We start from the raw sequence: 16,378 nt of genomic DNA on the forward strand, positions 1-16,378 counted from the left end.
CAGGACCTGGGTGACGACGATCAGCCACAGGGGCACGAAATCGGCGAACAGCGCCACCACCAGGGCGAGCACGGTGACTAGGCTGAGGGCGTCGGAGACGATGGCGGTCCGGCGGCCCCCGATGCGGTCGACGATCACCCCGCCGAACAGGGTCCCCAGCACCGAGGCGATGCCGGTGGCGAACGCGACCCCGCCGGCGTTCAGGGCGCTGCCGATGCGGCTCAGGACCAGCCAGGGATCACGAAGGCGACCACCTGGTTGGCGAAGGTCGAGGCGGACTGGGAGGACATGGTCAGCAGCAGCCGCCTGGCCGACCACAGGCTGGCGGTCACAGCCACGGGGCCAGCCGCTCGCCGATCCTGTCCGCCAGCAGCTGGTGGCCGGCGCCGTTGGGGTGCAGCCCGTCGTGGAGCAGGGCGGCGTGGTCGCCGGCCAGCACCTCGTCGAAGCAGTCGACCAGGGCGACTCCTCCCTCGGCGGCGACCCGGCGGACGGCCTGGTTGAAGGCGGCGATGCGGTCGTTGGCGTGGCTCTCGGCGCCGTCCGGCTCCAGGGCGGCGGCTGCATCCTGGCCTCGTCGCAGGGCAGCAGCCCGACCAGCAGGACCCGGTCGGTGTGGCGCCGGGCCATGGCCACCAGCTCGGCCAGGGTGGCCGCGAACCGCTCGGGGTCGTGGGCGGCCCGGCCGGTCCGGAGGTCGAAGCTGGTCTCGTTGACCCCGACGGCGACGACGACGATGGTCTGGTCGCCGAGCCGGCGCGGGCCAGCTCGGGTTCCAGCCGGGCCAGCAGCCCCTCGGCGGTGTCGCCGGAGACGCCCAGGTTGAACACGGCATGGGCCGGGAAGGTGGTGGCGGCCAGGTGCACCCGCGTTCAGGCCGTGCCGAGCAGGTCAACGACAGTTCACCCGTGTTGAACGCTTACGCCATGGCGACCGCCATTCCCACCATCTCGAGGAGGTCCACGATAGCCACCCACTTCGGGCCGCATGCGGCCGCGATCCTCGCCACCGAGCACTGGAGCCTGCTCGCGGCACGGTCGCTGATCTGGAACGAGGCGCAGAGCCGCGCGACCGTCTTCCTGACCGTGCTGTCGGCCTCCACCATCGCGCTCGCGCTGCTGGCCGACGCGACCGGCTTCGGGCCGCACACCACCACGCTCGCGCTGGTGCTGCTGCCGGTCGTGTTCCTCCTGGGCATCGCCGCCTTCGCCCGCCTGGTGCAGATCAACACCGAGGAGTTCCAGCTGGTGCTGGCGATGAACCGGCTGCGGCGGGCCTACCTGCAGATCGAGCCCGGCCTGGAACGCTACTTCTCCACCGGCCACCACGACGACGAGCGGGGCCTGGTGACCACCTACCTGCTGGAGCGCCCCAGCCGGCTATGGCTCTGGATCCACTTCCTGATCAACACCCCGACGATCGTGGCGACGGTCGATGCGGCCCTGGCGGCGGCCATCGCGGTGCTCCTCCTGCAGGTCGCCGAGGCGGCCAGAGCCGCGGTGGTGACCGGCGGCGCGCTGGCGTTCCTGGTGGTCTGGACGGTGCTGTTCCTTCTGCAGCTGCACAGCCTGCGCCAGCTCCGCGCCACCACGCCCAGGTTCCCGACTCCACCGGAGACGCCCTGATCGGGAACGTCCGGGGCCGGTCCACGCGTTACCGGTGGTGGAAGCCAGCCGCGGCCCGCGCGAGAAAGCTGAGAGCCGCGATGTTCTTCAGGCGCAAGTCCACCATGCCGGCCGAGACCGAGGCCCTGCCCGGTCGCGACACGCCCATGCCCGTCCCCGACCGCCACGCCGTGCTCGGCACCCCGCTGCGCCCGCCGTTCCCCGACGGGCTGGAGCAGGCGCTGTTCGCCATGGGCTGCTTCTGGGGCGAGGAGAAGACCTTCTGGCAGACCCCGGGCGTCTACACCACCGCCGTCGGCTACGCCGGGGGCTTCACCCCCAACCCGACCTATGAGGAGGTCTGCTCCGGCCAGACCGGCCACGCCGAGGTCGTGCTGGCCGTGTTCGACCCGGCCAAGGTCAGCTACGAGGAGCTGCTGCGCGTCTTCTGGGAGCACCACGACCCGACCCAGGGCATGCGCCAGGGCAACGACGTCGGCACCCAGTACCGCTCGGCCATCTACACCTTCTCCGAGCCCAGCGGAAGTCCGCCGAGGCCTCCCGCGACGCCTACCAGCAGGAGCTGACCGCCGCCGGCTACGGCGCCATCACCACCGAGATCACCGACGCGCCGACGTTCCACTACGCCGAGGACTACCACCAGCAGTACCTGCACAAGGTCCCAGGAGGCTACTGCCCCGACAACGGCACCGGCGTGAGCTGCCCGGTCGGCCTCGTCTAGGCGACCCGGCGGCGGACCAGGCGGATGGTGGCCAGCAGCAGGGCCACGGCCAGGAGGACGAACAGGGCGGTCTCGATGCCCTGGAACAGCCAGAAGCGGTCGGCGGGCTGGAACAGCTCCTGGTTGTAGGAGCCGGCGCCGTACTTGGCCACGCACGAGGCCGCCGTCGCCTGGTCGCAGAGCGCCTGGGACCCGCTGCCGGGGGTGAGCTTGACCCCCTGGGCGCTGTAGACGGCCCGGCTGATGACCCAGTCGCCGGCCAGCTGGTCGGGCTCGGCCGCGGAGCCGCTGACGGTCGGGTAGGCGCGCCGCTGGTAGGGCAGGAAGCGGGGGCGGAGCAGCAGGGCCACGGCCACCCTGGTGGCCAGGAACCCGCCGAGGGTGATGGCCATCGCCGGCAGGACCTTGCGGGTCAGGGTGCCGGCCAGCACGCCCAGGGCGAAGGCGAACAGGGCGTAGCCGACCAGCACCGGCCCCTGCTGGTCGAAGAACAGCCAGGTGAAGCGGTAGCCGGTGGCGTCGTTGAGCGGCGCCACCCACCATCCGACGAGCAGGGCGTAGGCGACCGCGACCAGCACGACCCCGCCGCCGACGAGGGCGAGCTTGACCGTGGCTCAGCGCAGCCGGGTCACGCCCTGGGTCCAGACCAGCCGATGGGTGCCGTGCTCCACCTCGCGGGCGACCAGCGGCGCCCCCCAGAACATCCCGGCCACGACGGGCAGGAACAGCAGCAGCAGGCTAGTCGTGGCCAGCCCCTGGAAGCGGCCGCTGAACTGCTCGCTGAGCGAGGCACAGCCGCCGTCGGGGACCACGGGCTCGGAGGGGCCGGCGCCCGGCAGGCAGCTCCGCAGGCCGAGGTCGTCGAAGGCGGCGTGCATCTGCCGGCCGGTCGGGACCAGGAACAGCGCCACCGCCAGCATCGCGATGCCGGCAGCCAGAACCTGCTGGCGGTGCTGGCGCCAGACGAGCCAGGTCATGTCCGCGCCTCCAGCCGGTGAGGGGCCAGCGCGGCCGGGCCGGGCAGGGTGCCCGCCGACGGGTCGGCCAGGTAGGCCAGGACCAGGTCCTCGAGGGTGACGTCGGCGACGGCCAGGGCCGGGTCGCGCACCGGGCCGTCGGTGCGGACCAGCAGGGTGCTCTGCCGGTCGGTATGGGTGGCCCGGACGACCGCGGCCACCCCGGCGATCCGGTCCGGGTCGCGGCGGGGGCCGACCAGCAGCTTGTGCCGCTCGAGCAGGTCGTCGACCGGGCCGAGCACCTGCACCCGCGCCGCCTGGAGCACGATCAGGTAGTCGCAGACCCGCTCCAGGTCGGCCAGCAGATGCGACGACAGCAGCACGGTCAGGCCCTGCTCGGCCACGCTGCCCATCAGGGCCTGGAGGAACTCGCGCCGGGCCAGCGGGTCGAGGCTGGCCACCGGCTCGTCCAGCAGCAGCAGCTCGGGCCGCTTGGCCAGGGCCATGGCCAGCGCCACCTGGGCCCGCTGGCCGCCCGACAGCGTACCGACGCGGCGGTCGAGGGGGACCCCGAGCCGGCCCAGCCGGTCACAGGCCAGGGCCTGGTCGAAGCGGGGGTTGAGCTTGGCGCCCATGGTCAGGTGGTCGGCCACGTTGAAGTCGCCGTACAGGGGGGCGTCCTGGGCGACGAAGCCGACCCGGGCCAGCAGGGCCGGGTCCCGGCCGGGCGTCCCGCCCAGTACCCGGATGGCGCCCGCGGTCGGGGCCAGCAGCCCGACGGCCAGGTGCAGCAGGGTGGTCTTGCCGGCGCCGTTGGGACCGACCAGGGCGGCGATCCGGCCCTGGGGCAGGGCCAGGGTGCAGTCCCGCAGCGCCCAGGTGCGCCGGTAGCGCTTGCCCAGCCCGGTGGCCTCGACGGCGGAGGTCATGCCACGACCTCCTCGGACGAGGCCCGCAGGGTGGTCTCGAACAGGGCCACCACGTCCTCGGTGTCGAGGCCGGCGGCGCGGGCCCGGCCCAGCCAGCCCAACAGCTCCCGGCGGAGCTCGACCTGGCTCGCCAGGGCGGGGCCGGCCAGCGAGCGGAGCACGAAGGTGCCCTGCCCGGGCCGGCCCTCGACCAGGCCGTCGTGCTCCAGCTCGCGGTAGGCCTTGAGCACCGTGTTGGGGTTGATGGCCAGGGACTCGGCCACCTCCCGGACCCGGGGGAGCTGGTCGCCCGGCTCGAGCAGCCCGACCCGCAGGGCCTGGCGGACCTGCTGGACCAGCTGCATGTAGGTCGAGACCCGGGAGCGGCCGTCAAGGTGGAACTCGATCATCCGGCACTCCTATCTCATTGTCGTAGGACAATAGATAGAGTGGGCCGCGGCCGGCCGCCTGTCAACCAGCCGGTCAGGTCAGGTGTCGGTCAGAACGACCTTCCTCAGGCGCCGACGGGCTCGGGCAGCGGCTGGGCGGCGGCCAGGGCCTTGGCCCGGCGCCGCTGGCGGGACTGGGTCAGGCGCCAGGCGGCCAGGGCGCCGACCACGGCCACGATGGCCAGGTACATGGCGGCCCGCCAGGCCCCCTCGACGCCGAAGGTCGAGGCCAGAGTGCGGGCGTTGGTGAGCAGGATGGCGGCGCCGACGATCACCCCGAGCTTGCGGGGGGCCAGGTGCTTGACCAGCCAGGCGGCCAGGGGGGCGGCGACCAGGCCGCCGGCCAGCAGCAGCACGACCAGGGTCAGCGGCACCTGGCTCCAGCTGAGCGAGACGAGGAAGCCGAGGCTGGCCCCGAGGGCGACCAGGAACTCGCCGGTGTCGATCGAGCCGATGACCTTGCGGGGCTCCATGCGGCCGGAGGCGAGCAGGGTGGGCGTGCCCACCGGGCCCCAGCCGCCGCCGCCGACGGCATCCAGGAAGCCGGCGCCGAGGCCGAGGGGGGCCAGCAGGGCCGAGGGCAGCGGCCGGCCGGCGCGGGGCCGGGGGCCGCGGACCTTGCCGAGGAAGCGGAACAGCACGTAGACGCCGAGCACGCTGAGGATGCCCGCCACCCAGGGCTTGGCCGTGTCGCCGCTGAGCGAGGACAGCACGACCGCGCCGATGAAGGCGCCGACCGCTCCCGGGAAGGTCATCCAGCGCACCGTCCGCCAGTCGACGTTGCCGAAGCGCCAGTGGGAGACGCCCGACACCGCGGTGGTGCCCAGCTCGGCCAGGTGCACGGTGGCCGAGGCGGCCGCCGGGACGGTGCCGACCGCGACCAGCAGGGTGGTCGAGGTCAGGCCGTAGGCCATGCCCAGGGCGCCGTCGATCAGCTGGGCCAGCGCCCCGACCATCCCGAACAGCACCAGCTTGCGCATCGTCCCTCCGGTGTTCCCGATGAAGTTGGTCTTGTCTACCAGCTTGATGGGGATGGTAATTCTGGCATCTCCTGGCACCACCATGCGTCCGCAGAACTCCGGATACTTCAACGGCGGACCCGTGGGCCTGAGCGCGGCCGAGGTGGCCGACCGGGTGGCCCGCGGGCTGGTGAACGACGTGCCCAGCGCCCCCACCCGGACCATCGGCCAGATCGTCCGGGCCAACGTGCTGACCCGCTTCAACCTGCTGCTGGGCTCGCTGCTGGCCGTGATCCTGGTCGTCGGGCCGCTCCAGGACGCCCTGTTCGGGCTCGTGATCGTGGCCAACACCCTCGTCGGGATCGTCCAGGAGGTGCGGGCCAAGCAGACCCTTGACCGCCTCGAGGTGGTCAACGCCCCCCGGGCCCGGGTGGTGCGCGACGGGCGGGTGGCCGAGCTGGCCGTCGGCCAGGTGGTGCTCGACGACGTGCTCGAGGCCGCCGCCGGCGACCAGGTGGTGGTCGACGGCGAGGTGCTGGAGGGGGCCGGGCTGGAGGTCGACGAGTCGCTGCTCACCGGCGAGTCCGAGACGGTGGCCCGCCAGCCCGGCGACCGGCTGCTCTCGGGCAGCTTCGTGGCCGCCGGGAGCGGCCGCTACCGGGCCACCAAGGTCGGCCGGGAGGCGTACGCGGTCCAGCTCACCGAGGAGGCCCGCCGCTTCACCCTGGCCAGCTCCGAGCTGCGGGCCGGGGTCGACCAGATCCTCAAGTACGTCACCTGGGCGCTGGTGCCGACGGCGGCGCTGCTGTTCTTCAGCCAGCTCCGCCTGGAGCACGGGGTCCGGGCCGGGCTCAGCGGGGCCGTGGCCGGCACCGTGGCCATGGTCCCCGAGGGGCTGGTGCTGCTGACCAGCGTCGCCTTCGCCGTCGGGGTGGTGCGCCTGGGCCGGCGCCAGGTGCTGGTGCGCGAGCTGCCGGCGGTCGAGACCCTGGCCAGGGTGGACGTCATCTGCTTCGACAAGACGGGCACGATCACCGCCGGCGACCTGGCCGTGCAGGAGCTGGTCGCCGAAGACGACCCGGCGGGGGTGGCGGCCGCGGCCGCGCTCGGCGCCCTGGCCGCCGCCGACCCCAACCCCAACGCCACCCTGCGGGCCATCGCCCAGGCGTTCCCGCCCCCGGACGGCTGGCGGCCGGAGGCGGCGGTGCCGTTCTCCTCGGCCCGCAAGTGGAGCGGGGCCAGCTTCGCCGGCCACGGCGCCTTCCTCCTCGGCGCCCCCGAGGTGCTCCTGGCGCCCGGCGACGGCCACGCCGAGCTGCTCCGCCGGGCCGAGCGGATCGCCGTCCAGGGGCGCCGGGTGCTGCTCCTGGCCGCCGCGGACGGGCCCCTGGACGGCGAGCGGGTCCCGGCGGCGCTGGCGCCGCGGGCCATGGTGGTGATCGGCGACCGGGTCCGCGGCGACGCCGCCGCGACCGTGGCCTGGTTCGCCGACGAGGGGGTCCAGGTCAAGGTCGTCTCCGGCGACCACCCGCGGACCGTCGGGGCGATCGCCGGCCAGGTCGGCATCGCCGGCGCCGACCACCCGGTGGACGCCCGGACCCTGCCCGAGGACCCGGCCGAGCTGGCCGGGCTGGTGGAGGCCCGCTCGGTGTTCGGGCGGGTCGTGCCCCACCAGAAGCGGGCCATGGTCGAGGCCCTCGGCGCCCGCGGCCACGTGGTCGCCATGACCGGCGACGGGGTCAACGACGTCCTCGCCCTCAAGGACGCCGACCTGGGCATCGCCATGGGCGGGGGCAGCGCCGCCTCGCGGGCCGTGGCCGAGCTGGTCCTGATGGACGGCCGCTTCGCCACCCTGCCGGCGGTGATGGCCGAGGGCCGCCGGGTGATCGCCAACATCGAGCGGGTGGCCAAGGTGTTCGTCACCAAGACCGTCTACGCCACCCTCCTCGCCCTGGCCGTCGGCCTGGCCGGCCTGGCCTTCCCGTTCCTGCCCCGGCACCTCACCCTGGTGTCGAGCTTGACCATCGGCATCCCCGGCTTCTTCCTGGCCCTTGAGCCCTCCACCCAGCGCTCCTCCCCGGGCTTCGTCCGCCGCACCCTGACCTTCGCCGTCCCGGCCGGCCTGGCCGCCGCCGCCGGCACCCTGATCGCCTACCAGGTCGCCGACGTGGCCAACGTCCCTCAGGACCAGGCCCGCACCACCGCCACCCTGGCCCTGGCCGGCCTCGGCCTGGTCGTCCTGGCCCTCGCCGCCCGCCCCCTCAACCGTCCCCGCGGCCTGCTCCTGGCCGCCATGGCCGGCGCCTTCACCGTCGTCTTGCTCGTCCCCTTCCTCCGCGTCTTCTTCGCCCTCGACCTGCCGCCGCTGCCGGTGGCCGCGGCCGCCCTGGTCCTGGACGTCGTCCTCGGCGGCCTGCTGACCCTGGTCGTGCTCCGCCTGCGGGCCTGAGCGCGTCCCCCATCCGCCCGTCAGGGCCGTCGGCAGTTCTCGAGACAAAGCCAGCCGACCGGCGCAAGTTCCGCGTCGCGGCCTGGTCGCGGGGCCAGCGCCGGGCTAGGTTCCGTCCATGCAGCGCCGTCTCAGGCCGGTCACCGTGCCCCCACCCGTCCAGCCGCCTCCAGGAGTCGCCGACCGCCGCCGCTCCCGGCGGCTCTGGGGGCTCGGGCTGGAGGCCCAGGTGCAGCTGAGCACGGCCATGCGCCAGCTGCTGGTCGCCCTCGACCAGGCGGACGCCGACGACCCCGAGGCGCACGAGGCCATCGCCGACGCCCGGCTCCTGCTGGCCAGGGCCATCGGCGACATCCAGGCGGTCCTCGGCGAGCTGGCCGACCTCAACGACCAGCTCCGCGCCCGTTAGAACACCGCTCGAGGATCCGGCGCCGCATGCAGCGCCCAGCCATCCGTGCAGCGCCGAGGCTTGCCCGCCGCTCCCGGCGGCCACCCAATCCCCCAAATCCGGATACTCGAGCGGTGTTCTAGAATCTCCGCCGGACTGTCCCTGATCGCACGGACGTGCTGATGATGCGCTGGTCGCCCGCGGGCGGGCTCCTGGTGGCCGGGGCGCTGCTGGTCACCGTGGCCATCGTGTTCGTCTGGCGCCGCCGCACGACCACGACCATCGTCGGCCTGCTGGCCGTGCTGCTGGGGGCGGTGCTCTGGAGCGTCTGCTCGGCGCTCGAGCTCAGCGCCGGCGACCTGGCCCGCCGGGAGTTCTGGGGCGACCTGAAGTACGTCGGCATCGTGCTGCTCCCGCCCGCCTACCTCGCCTTCGTGCTCCAGTGCAGCGGGCACACCCGCTGGCCGCGCTGGGCGGGGCCGGTGCTGGCCCTGGAGCCCGTGGCCGTGCTGCTGCTGCTGGCCGGCGCCGGCACCCACGACCTGGTCCGCTTCTACCCCGACGGGGCGACGGTCGCGACCGCCCAGGCGGCCGAGGCCGGGCCGCTGTTCTGGCCCCACCTGCTCTACAACAACGCCCTCGTCTGGGTGGCCACGGGGCTGCTGGTGGTGACCCTCGGCCGGATGTCGGGGCTGTACCGCCGCCAGAGCGTGCTGCTGGTCGTGGCCATCCTCCTCCCGATCCTGCTCAACCTCCTGTTCAACTTGAGGGTTGGACCGTTCCGCCAGGTGGACCTGACCCCGTTCGCGTTCGTGCTGACCACGGCCGTGCTGGTCTGGGGGGTCTACCAGTTCAGCCTGCTCGATCTGCGGCCGGTGGCCCGCAGCCAGATCTTCCGCACGATCAGCGACCCGGTCCTGGTGCTCGACACCGACGGGCGGGTGCTGGACGCCAACCCGGCCGCCGGGCGGCTGGTCGAGCGGCCGCCGGCCGAGGTCGTCGGCCAGCCGGTCGCCGAGCTGCTGCCGACCTGGAGCGCGACCCTGACCGCGGCCCTGGCCGCCGGGGTCGACCAGGCCAGTGAGGAGGTCACCCGGGACGGCCGCATCTACGACCTGGCCATCTCGGCCCTGCCCGACCGCCAGCGCCAGCCCGGCGGGCACCTGGTGGTGGCCCGCGACGTCACCGAGCGGCGCCAGGTCGAGGAGCGGCTGTGCGCCGCCCTCAACCACGAGCGGGTGGCCACCGACCGCCTGGCCGTGGCCCTCGACCGCGAGCGGGCCGCGGCCGAGCACCTGCGCACCCTGGACGAGCTCAAGAGCGGCTTCCTCCAGGCCGTCTCCCACGACCTGCGCACCCCGCTGGCCTCGGTGCTGGGCATGTCCCTGACCCTGCAGCGGGGCCGCGGCCGGCTGACCCCGGACGACACCGACGACCTCCTCGGCCGGCTCGCCGCCAACGCCCGCAAGCTGGACCGGATCCTCACCGGCCTGCTCGACCTCGACAAGCTCGACCGGGGCATCGTCGAGCTGCGGCGCGAGCGGGTCGACCTGGCCAGCCTGGTCGCCGGCGTGGTCTCCGAGGCCCGCGAGGAGCTGACCGCCCACCCGGTCAGCCTGGAGCTGCTCCCCATCCAGGTGGTGGCCGACGCGGCCAAGGTCGAGCGGATCGTCGAGAACCTGCTCGCCAACGCCGCCCGCCACACCGACCCGGGCACGCCCATCTGGGTGCGGGTCGAGCCCCGCGACCGGTGGGCGCTGCTCTGCGTCGACGACGCCGGCCCCGGGATCCCGGCCGAGCAGCGGGAGTCGATCTTCCGGCCCTTCCAGCGCGGCCCGGGCGGGGCCACCTACGCCCCCGGGTCCGGGGTCGGGCTGGCCCTGGTCGCCCAGATCGCCAGCCTCCACGACGGCCGGGCCTGGGTCGAGGACCGCGCCGGCGGCGGCGCGTCGTTCCGGGTCCTGCTCCCCGGCGCGAACGGCGGCGGCTAGCACCGGCTGGATCGCGCCCCGGGGACCGTGCAGGATGAGGGCGGTGCTCTCCTATCTCTCCCGCCTGGTCGGCGTCGTCCGGACCGTGTCCGGCAACCCCGGGCTGCTCCGGGTCGAGCTGGCCTACGTCGGCTTCAACGTCGCCGAGTGGGCGACCTGGGTGTCGATCCTGGCCTTCGCCTACGAGGTCGGCGGGGCGGCCGCGACCGGGCTGGTCGCGCTCGTCCAGCTGGTTCCGGCGGCGCTGGTGGCGCCGCTGGCCGCGGTCGCCGGCGACCGCTACCGGCGCGAGCGGGTCCTGCTCGGCGGCTATGTCGCCCAGGCCACCTCCATGGCCGCGACGGCGGTCGCCCTCCTCGCCGGGGCCCCGGTCCCGCTGGTCTACGGTCTGGCCGCCCTGGCCGCGACCTCGATCACCATCACCCGCCCGGCCCAGTACGCGCTGCTGCCGACCCTGGCCCGCACCCCCGACGAGCTGACCGCGGCCAATGTGGCCTCGAGCTGGACCGAGAGCGTCAGCGTGCTCGCCGGCCCGGCCCTGGCCGCCCTGCTGCTGGACGTGAGCGGCCCGGGGGCGGTGTTCGGCGCCATGGGCGCCGCCCTGGCCTGCTCGGGCCTGCTGGTCACCGGGGTCGAGGGTCCCGGCCCCGACCTCGTCCCGGCCGAAGGGGGCCGGCCGGGACGGCTTCGGGGGCTGCTGGCCACCGGCTTCGGCGGGTTCCGGGCCCTGGCCCGAGAGCGGCTCCCCCGGCTCTCGGTCGGCCTGCTCACCGCCCAGTTCCTGATGGTCGGGGCCCTGGACGTGCTGCTGGTGGTGCTGGCCTTCGAGGTCTTTGATCTCGGCAGCTCGGGGGTCGGGCTGCTCAACAGCGCCGTCGGGGTCGGGGCCATCGCCGGCTCGGCCCTGACCGTCCTGCTGGTCGGCCGGCGGCTGGTCGTGCCCATCGTGCTCGGGTTCGCCTGCTGGGGCCTGGCCCTGGGCGCCGTCGGGCTGGCGCCGAGCCGGGCCGCCGTGCCCGCCCTGCTCGCCGTGGCCGGCGTCGGCGGCGTCCTCACCGAGGTCGCCGGGCGCCTGCTGCTCCAGCGCAGCGCCCCCAACGAGGTCCTCAGCCGGGTCTTCGGCGTGCTCGAGGGCGTCAGCATGGCCGCGATCGGGCTCGGGTCGGCGGTCGTGCCGCTGGCCATCGGCCTGCTCGAGGTGCGCGGCACCCTGCTCGCCACCGGCGGGCTGATGCTGGTCGCCGCCCTGGCCGTCTGGGCCCGCCTGGCCCGGGCCGAGGTGGTCGCCCCCGTGCCCGCGGCCGAGCTGGCCCTGCTCCGGGAGGTCCCGATGTTCGCCCCCCTGGCCGCCGAGGTGGCCGAGCGCGTGGCCGCCGCCATGACCCCGGTCCAGGCGCCCAAGGGCACGGTCGTCATCCGCCAGGGCGCCGAGGGCGACCGCTTCTACGTCCTGGCCGCCGGCCAGGTCGAGGTCCTCCACGACGGCCGCCCCATGGCCACCCTCGGCCCGGGCGGCTACTTCGGCGAGATCGCCCTGCTCCGCGACGTGCCCAGGACGGCCACGGTCGTGGCCGCCAGCGACGCCGAGCTGTACGCCCTGGAGCGGGTCCCGTTCCTGGAGGCCATCTCGGGCCATCCCCTCAGCACCGAGCGGGCCCACGCCGTGGCCCGCGAGCGCCATCAGGCCCAGGCCGAGGACCAGCCGTGACCACGCCGGATGGGCGCCTGCGCCCGGAGGCGGCCAGCAGCAGCTCGGCCAGCAGGAGATCGTCGGCGTAGGTCACCTTGAGGTTGCGCTGGTCGCCGGCGACCACCTGCACCGGCACGTCCCCGTAACGCTCGACGCACGAGGCGGTGTCGGTCCCGGCGAAGCCGTCGACGGCGGCCGCCTCGTAGGCGGCCAGCAGCGGGGCGCCCCTGAACGCCTGGGGAGTCTGGACCCGGACCAGGCCGGTGCGGCCCGCCGCCAGGACCCGGCCGGCCTCGTCGACCACGGCCACGTCCTCCAGGGGCAGGGCCGGGATCGCCCCGCCGGTCCGCACGGCCGTGGCCAGCACCTTCTCCACCACCTCGACCGGGGTCAGGGGGCGGGCGGCGTCGTGGACGAGGACGACGTCGATCCCCCCCCGGCGGATGTCGTCGGCCAGGTGGAGCAGGGCCCGGTACTCCGACTGGTGGCGGGTGTCGCCGCCGGTCACCAGCTCGACGGGCACGCCCGTGGGCTCGCGGTCCAGGACCTCGCGCGCCAGCCCGCGGTCGCCCTCGCGCACCACCAGCACCAGCCGGCCGATGCCGGGGACCTGGCGGAACAGCTCCAGCGACCAGGTGACGATGGGCCGCCCGCCAAGGGGCAGGTAGACCTTGTTGCGGCCGCCGCCGGCCCTGGTGCCGGCTCCGGCGGCCAGGACGATTGCGGCATGCGTGGTCACCTGGCCACCCCTCCGCTGGCCACCCGGGCCAGCCAACGGTAGCGGATCGTCGCCCAGCGGCCGATTGTCGTCATGTCGTCGCCTTCGGGTAGGCTTCCACCTCGAGAGAACGCCGCCTTGACCCTGCGGCGGCCGGGCCGGTCCTGCAGGGAGGCTGCGCAAGCTCACGACGATCCTGAACCTGGTCTGCGCCACGGCCTGCGCATCGCGGCCGGGCGGACCGGTCCGAGCGGCAAGCGCTCACCACGTCAAGACCGCCGCCACCGCACCGGAGCCGTTCCGTGCTGGCTGGCACGCCTGGCCGCGTGCCTGCCCACCGCCTCGGGCGCGGCGCGGCGCCAACCGGCAAGGAGCAGCAGATGACAACCCAAGATCGTCCGCGCGTCCTGGTCACGGGGGCCGGCGGCTTCATCGGCCACCATCTCGTCACGTCGTTGAAGCAGCGCGGCTACTGGGTCCGAGGGGTGGACACCAGCCTTCCCGAGTACACCGTGGTCGACGCCGACGAGTTCGAGCTCCGGGACCTCCGCCGCTTCGACGAGTGCCTGCTGGCCACGCGCGGCATCGACGACGTCTACGCCCTGGCCGCGGACATGGGAGGCATGGGGTTCATCTCGGCCAACCATGCCACCATCCTGCGGAACAACGCGCTGATCAACATCCACACGCTCGAGGCGGCCCGCATGAACGGCGTCTCGCGCTACCTGTTCAGCTCCTCGGCCTGCATCTACCCCGACCACCTCCAGGCCGAGGCGGACGTCACCCCCCTGCGGGAGGAGGACGCCTACCCGGCCAGCCCGCAGGACGCCTATGGCTGGGAGAAGCTCGTCGCCGAGCGCCTGTGCCGGTACTACGCCGACGAGTTCGGGCTCGAGACGCGGATCGTCCGCTTCCACAACATCTACGGGCCCTACGGGACCTACGACGGCGGCCGCGAGAAGGTCCCGGCGGCGCTGTGCCGGAAGGTGGCCGCGGTCGAGCCGGGCGGGGAGATCGAGGTCTGGGGCGACGGGAAGCAGACGCGGTCGTTCTGCTACGTCGATGACTGCGTGGAGGGGATCTACCGGCTCATGCAGTCGAGCTACCGGGAGCCGCTCAACCTCGGCAGCGACGAGCTGGTGACGGTCGACGAGCTCGCCCGGATCATCGTCGAGATCTCGGGCAAGGCCGGCATCACGCTGCGGCACGTCGACGGCCCCCAGGGCGTGCGCGGCCGCAACTCCGACAACCGCCGGCTGCGGGAGGTGCTGGGATGGGAGCCGACGATCACGCTCGCCCAGGGGCTGGAGCCGACCTACCGCTGGATCGACAAGCAGGTGGCCGCCGCGAGGACCTCCCCGCCGGCCGCCGGCCGCTAGACCGGTGCGGCTCCACGTCGTCTGCGAGCGGGATGTCGGCCTGTTCTCGCTCATCCAGCAGGTGATCGCGAACATCCCCTGGGCCCTGGCCGAGCACCGGATCCCCGTCGTCCATTTCGGGCGCGGCACCTGCTACTGGACCCCCAACGGCTACCGCGGCCGGCAGACGGTCTGGGAATACTACTTCGAGCCCGTCCTCCCCGGTCACCCGGCCTCCAGCATCCCGGAGCCCGTCCGGGCACGCCTGTCCGCCGAGCCGCCCTCGCCCCACGAGGTGGGCTACCTCGCCGACGAGCACACCTTCGTCTCCAGCCACTTCGGAGACCATCCACAGCTGACTGGAACGGCGCTGCGAATCCCCTACAGGTGGGACGATCCAGATGACGTGTTGCGGCGCCAGGCAAAGGCCATCATCGACCGCTACATCCGCCCGCGCGCCTACCTGCTGCAGAAGGTGGACGACTTCTTCGCCAGCCGGATGGCCGGACACCACCTCATCGGCGTGCATGCCCGGGGGACCGACGCGACCTCCAGGCAGGAGCTCCGCCCGTTCCGTCAGGGTTCGCTGGTGCTCTCGCGGTACGTCGCCGAGATCGAGCGCCTGCTGGACACCCAGCCACGGGCCAAGATCCTGGTGGCATCGGACGAGCAGGCGACCCTGGACCACCTGGCGTCGGCGTTCGGCGTCCGCGTGATCGCCTACGACACCGTCCGGCACCGGGACGGTGAGGCGGCCGGACAGGGCCCGACCGGCTGGATCATGCCGGCCTACATCGCCCGGGACCGCGACGTGGCCGCCCGGAACGGGGAGGACGCGGTCATCGAGTACCTGCTCCTGAGCCGGTGCCACCAGCTCGTCCACAACGGGTCGAGCCTGGCCAGGACGGTCCTGCTGAACGCCCCTGAGCTGCCGCACACCAACACCCACCGAAGGAGCGTCGTCCGTGACAGCCGTTGACCGGAGGACGATCGAGCGCGTCAAGGCGGAGAAGCGGCGGCGGCGGTCCTCCTCCCACCGCTACCAGGACCGGCCCAGGCTGGCGTTCGTCGTCCATTCCTTCAACCGCATCGCCAACATCGACCAGCTGGTCGGCGGCCTCAGGAGCATGGGCGACCACGAGCTGATCGTCTGCGAGGACGGCTCGCTCGACGGCTCCCGCGAGAAGTGGCTGTCCTACCTGAACCGGCCCAACGACTTCCTGATCCACTCGAACGACCTCCACGAGATCCGGGTCCTCGACCGGGCGATCCGGTTCGCCCGCGCGGACGTCGTCTGCCTGGTCCAGGACGACGACCGCATCCCTCGCCAGACCGACTGGCTGGACGCCGCGCTCGGGGCCTTCGACGACCACCCCCGGCTGGCCATCCTCGGCGGCTTCCAGGCCTACGGGAGCTTCGACCCGGACCCCGCCAAGGCGAGGCGCATCTGGGGAGGCGACCAGTTCCGCTTCGTCCACCACGTGAACATCGGCCCCTACTTCATCCGCAGGCGGCACTACGAGCTGCTGGGAGGCTGGGAGTACTCCTTCTCCAACGTCGGCGACCCAGGCATCTGCGCCGACAACGAGCTCTGCCTCCGAGCCTGGACGAACGGCTACCAGGTCGGCTACCGCTTCGTCCCCTTCAAGGGCCCGGTGGGGCACTACCCGCAGGACGGAGGCACCGTGCTGTTCTCGAAGGAGACGAGAGTCAGGAACGCGGTCCGGAACTCCGACACGATCTTCGAGCTGTACGGACCGCACGCCCGGCGGATCGACGAACTCGTCGCCGAGGCCAACGCGGGACTCCGGTCCGACGGCAAGCTGGCCCCCAGGCCCTAGAGCACCTCGTGGCCGGGGCGGGGCTCGGCCGGGATGGAGCCGAGGCGGCCGGCCTGGTAGTCCTCGAACGCCTGGATGAGCTCGGCGCGGGTGTTCATCACGAACGGCCCGTAGGCGGCCACCGGCTCGCGGATGGGCTGCCCGCCCAGGACCAGGACGTCGAGCTGCTGGTGGCGGCTCTCCTGGCTCGTGGCCGCCTCGAGCGTCACCACGTCGCCGGGCCCGTAGACGGCCAGCTGGCCAGTGCGCACCGGGTGGCGCTTCGAGCCGACCGACCCTGACCCGGCGAGCACGTACACCAGGGCGATGAAGTCGGCCCGCCACG

General features: G+C 73.6%; 16 protein-coding genes and 1 pseudogene. 9 read left to right on the top strand and 8 right to left on the bottom strand.

Annotated elements, in window-relative coordinates; all coding sequences use genetic code 11:
• Positions 1 to 328 precede the first annotated feature (328 nt).
• Positions 329 to 835, bottom strand: coding sequence for a GDSL-type esterase/lipase family protein (locus VF468_16775; protein ID HEX5879947.1), 507 nt, complete (start codon positions 833 to 835; stop codon positions 329 to 331).
• Positions 836 to 926: 91 nt separating this feature from the next.
• Between VF468_16775 and VF468_16780 the strand changes: the two genes are divergently transcribed.
• On the top strand, positions 927 to 1,625 hold the full coding sequence (locus VF468_16780) for a hypothetical protein (GenBank protein HEX5879948.1): 699 nt from the start codon (positions 927 to 929) through the stop codon (positions 1,623 to 1,625).
• Between the two features lie 80 nt (positions 1,626 to 1,705).
• A pseudogene (gene msrA / locus VF468_16785) lies at positions 1,706 to 2,346 on the top strand (peptide-methionine (S)-S-oxide reductase MsrA).
• On the opposite strand, the gene VF468_16790 reads toward msrA, so the two are convergent.
• The 5 genes from VF468_16790 to VF468_16810 all read right to left on the bottom strand — a co-directional run bounded on the left by VF468_16790 (position 2,343) and on the right by VF468_16810 (position 5,639).
• Positions 2,343 to 2,924, bottom strand: coding sequence for a hypothetical protein (locus VF468_16790; protein ID HEX5879949.1), 582 nt, complete (start codon positions 2,922 to 2,924; stop codon positions 2,343 to 2,345). The pseudogene msrA and the gene VF468_16790 overlap by 4 nt on opposite strands.
• Before the next feature lie 36 nt (positions 2,925 to 2,960).
• Positions 2,961 to 3,323: a hypothetical protein gene (locus VF468_16795; GenBank protein ID HEX5879950.1), complete on the bottom strand. Its 363-nt coding sequence runs from the start codon at positions 3,321 to 3,323 to the stop codon at positions 2,961 to 2,963.
• Entirely contained in the window at positions 3,320 to 4,231 is a 912-nt protein-coding gene (locus VF468_16800; GenBank protein HEX5879951.1) for an ABC transporter ATP-binding protein, read from the bottom strand. Before VF468_16800 ends, VF468_16795 begins: the two co-directional genes overlap by 4 nt.
• Positions 4,228 to 4,620, bottom strand: coding sequence for a GntR family transcriptional regulator (locus VF468_16805; protein HEX5879952.1), 393 nt, complete (start codon positions 4,618 to 4,620; stop codon positions 4,228 to 4,230). Before VF468_16805 ends, VF468_16800 begins: the two co-directional genes overlap by 4 nt.
• Before the next feature lie 104 nt (positions 4,621 to 4,724).
• Positions 4,725 to 5,639, bottom strand: coding sequence for a sulfite exporter TauE/SafE family protein (locus tag VF468_16810; GenBank protein ID HEX5879953.1), 915 nt, complete (start codon positions 5,637 to 5,639; stop codon positions 4,725 to 4,727).
• Positions 5,640 to 5,760: 121 nt separating this feature from the next.
• On the opposite strand from VF468_16810, the gene VF468_16815 reads away from it, so the two are divergent.
• The 4 genes from VF468_16815 (at position 5,761) to VF468_16830 (ending at position 12,154) form a co-directional block, all read left to right on the top strand.
• Positions 5,761 to 8,067: an HAD-IC family P-type ATPase gene (locus tag VF468_16815; protein HEX5879954.1), complete on the top strand. Its 2,307-nt coding sequence runs from the start codon at positions 5,761 to 5,763 to the stop codon at positions 8,065 to 8,067.
• A gap of 118 nt (positions 8,068 to 8,185) precedes the next feature.
• Complete coding sequence (locus tag VF468_16820) at positions 8,186 to 8,476, top strand: hypothetical protein (protein HEX5879955.1); 291 nt, start codon at positions 8,186 to 8,188, stop codon at positions 8,474 to 8,476.
• Positions 8,477 to 8,637: 161 nt separating this feature from the next.
• On the top strand, positions 8,638 to 10,446 hold the full coding sequence (locus tag VF468_16825) for a histidine kinase N-terminal 7TM domain-containing protein (GenBank protein ID HEX5879956.1): 1,809 nt from the start codon (positions 8,638 to 8,640) through the stop codon (positions 10,444 to 10,446).
• A gap of 34 nt (positions 10,447 to 10,480) precedes the next feature.
• The gene (locus tag VF468_16830; protein ID HEX5879957.1) at positions 10,481 to 12,154 is read left to right on the top strand and encodes an MFS transporter; all 1,674 of its coding nucleotides are present in this window, start codon (positions 10,481 to 10,483) and stop codon (positions 12,152 to 12,154) included.
• Here the strand turns inward: VF468_16830 and ispD are convergent.
• Positions 12,087 to 12,875, bottom strand: a complete 789-nt coding sequence (ispD, locus tag VF468_16835) for a 2-C-methyl-D-erythritol 4-phosphate cytidylyltransferase (GenBank protein HEX5879958.1) — start codon at positions 12,873 to 12,875, stop codon at positions 12,087 to 12,089. The two genes, VF468_16830 and ispD, sit on opposite strands and share 68 nt — an antisense overlap.
• Positions 12,876 to 13,234: 359 nt before the next feature.
• Here ispD and VF468_16840 point away from each other — a divergent pair, with 359 nt between their 5' ends.
• From VF468_16840 to VF468_16850, 3 genes are read left to right on the top strand one after another with little or no spacing between them, the layout of a single operon-like run.
• Positions 13,235 to 14,233, top strand: coding sequence for an NAD-dependent epimerase/dehydratase family protein (locus tag VF468_16840; GenBank protein HEX5879959.1), 999 nt, complete (start codon positions 13,235 to 13,237; stop codon positions 14,231 to 14,233).
• 4 nt (positions 14,234 to 14,237) lie between these two features.
• Positions 14,238 to 15,191 carry a hypothetical protein gene (locus VF468_16845; GenBank protein HEX5879960.1) on the top strand — a complete coding sequence of 318 codons (954 nt, stop codon included), beginning with the start codon at positions 14,238 to 14,240 and terminating at the stop codon, positions 15,189 to 15,191.
• Positions 15,178 to 16,053, top strand: a complete 876-nt coding sequence (locus VF468_16850) for a glycosyltransferase family A protein (GenBank protein HEX5879961.1) — start codon at positions 15,178 to 15,180, stop codon at positions 16,051 to 16,053. Before VF468_16845 ends, VF468_16850 begins: the two co-directional genes overlap by 14 nt.
• On the opposite strand, the gene VF468_16855 is transcribed toward VF468_16850, so the two are convergent.
• Positions 16,050 to 16,378, bottom strand: a 329-nt coding sequence (locus VF468_16855; GenBank protein HEX5879962.1) for a pirin-like C-terminal cupin domain-containing protein, incomplete at its 5' end; no start/stop codon positions are given. The two genes, VF468_16850 and VF468_16855, sit on opposite strands and share 4 nt — an antisense overlap.

It is taken from the genome of Actinomycetota bacterium, from assembly GCA_036280995.1.
GTDB lineage: Bacteria > Actinomycetota > CALGFH01 > CALGFH01 > CALGFH01 > CALGFH01.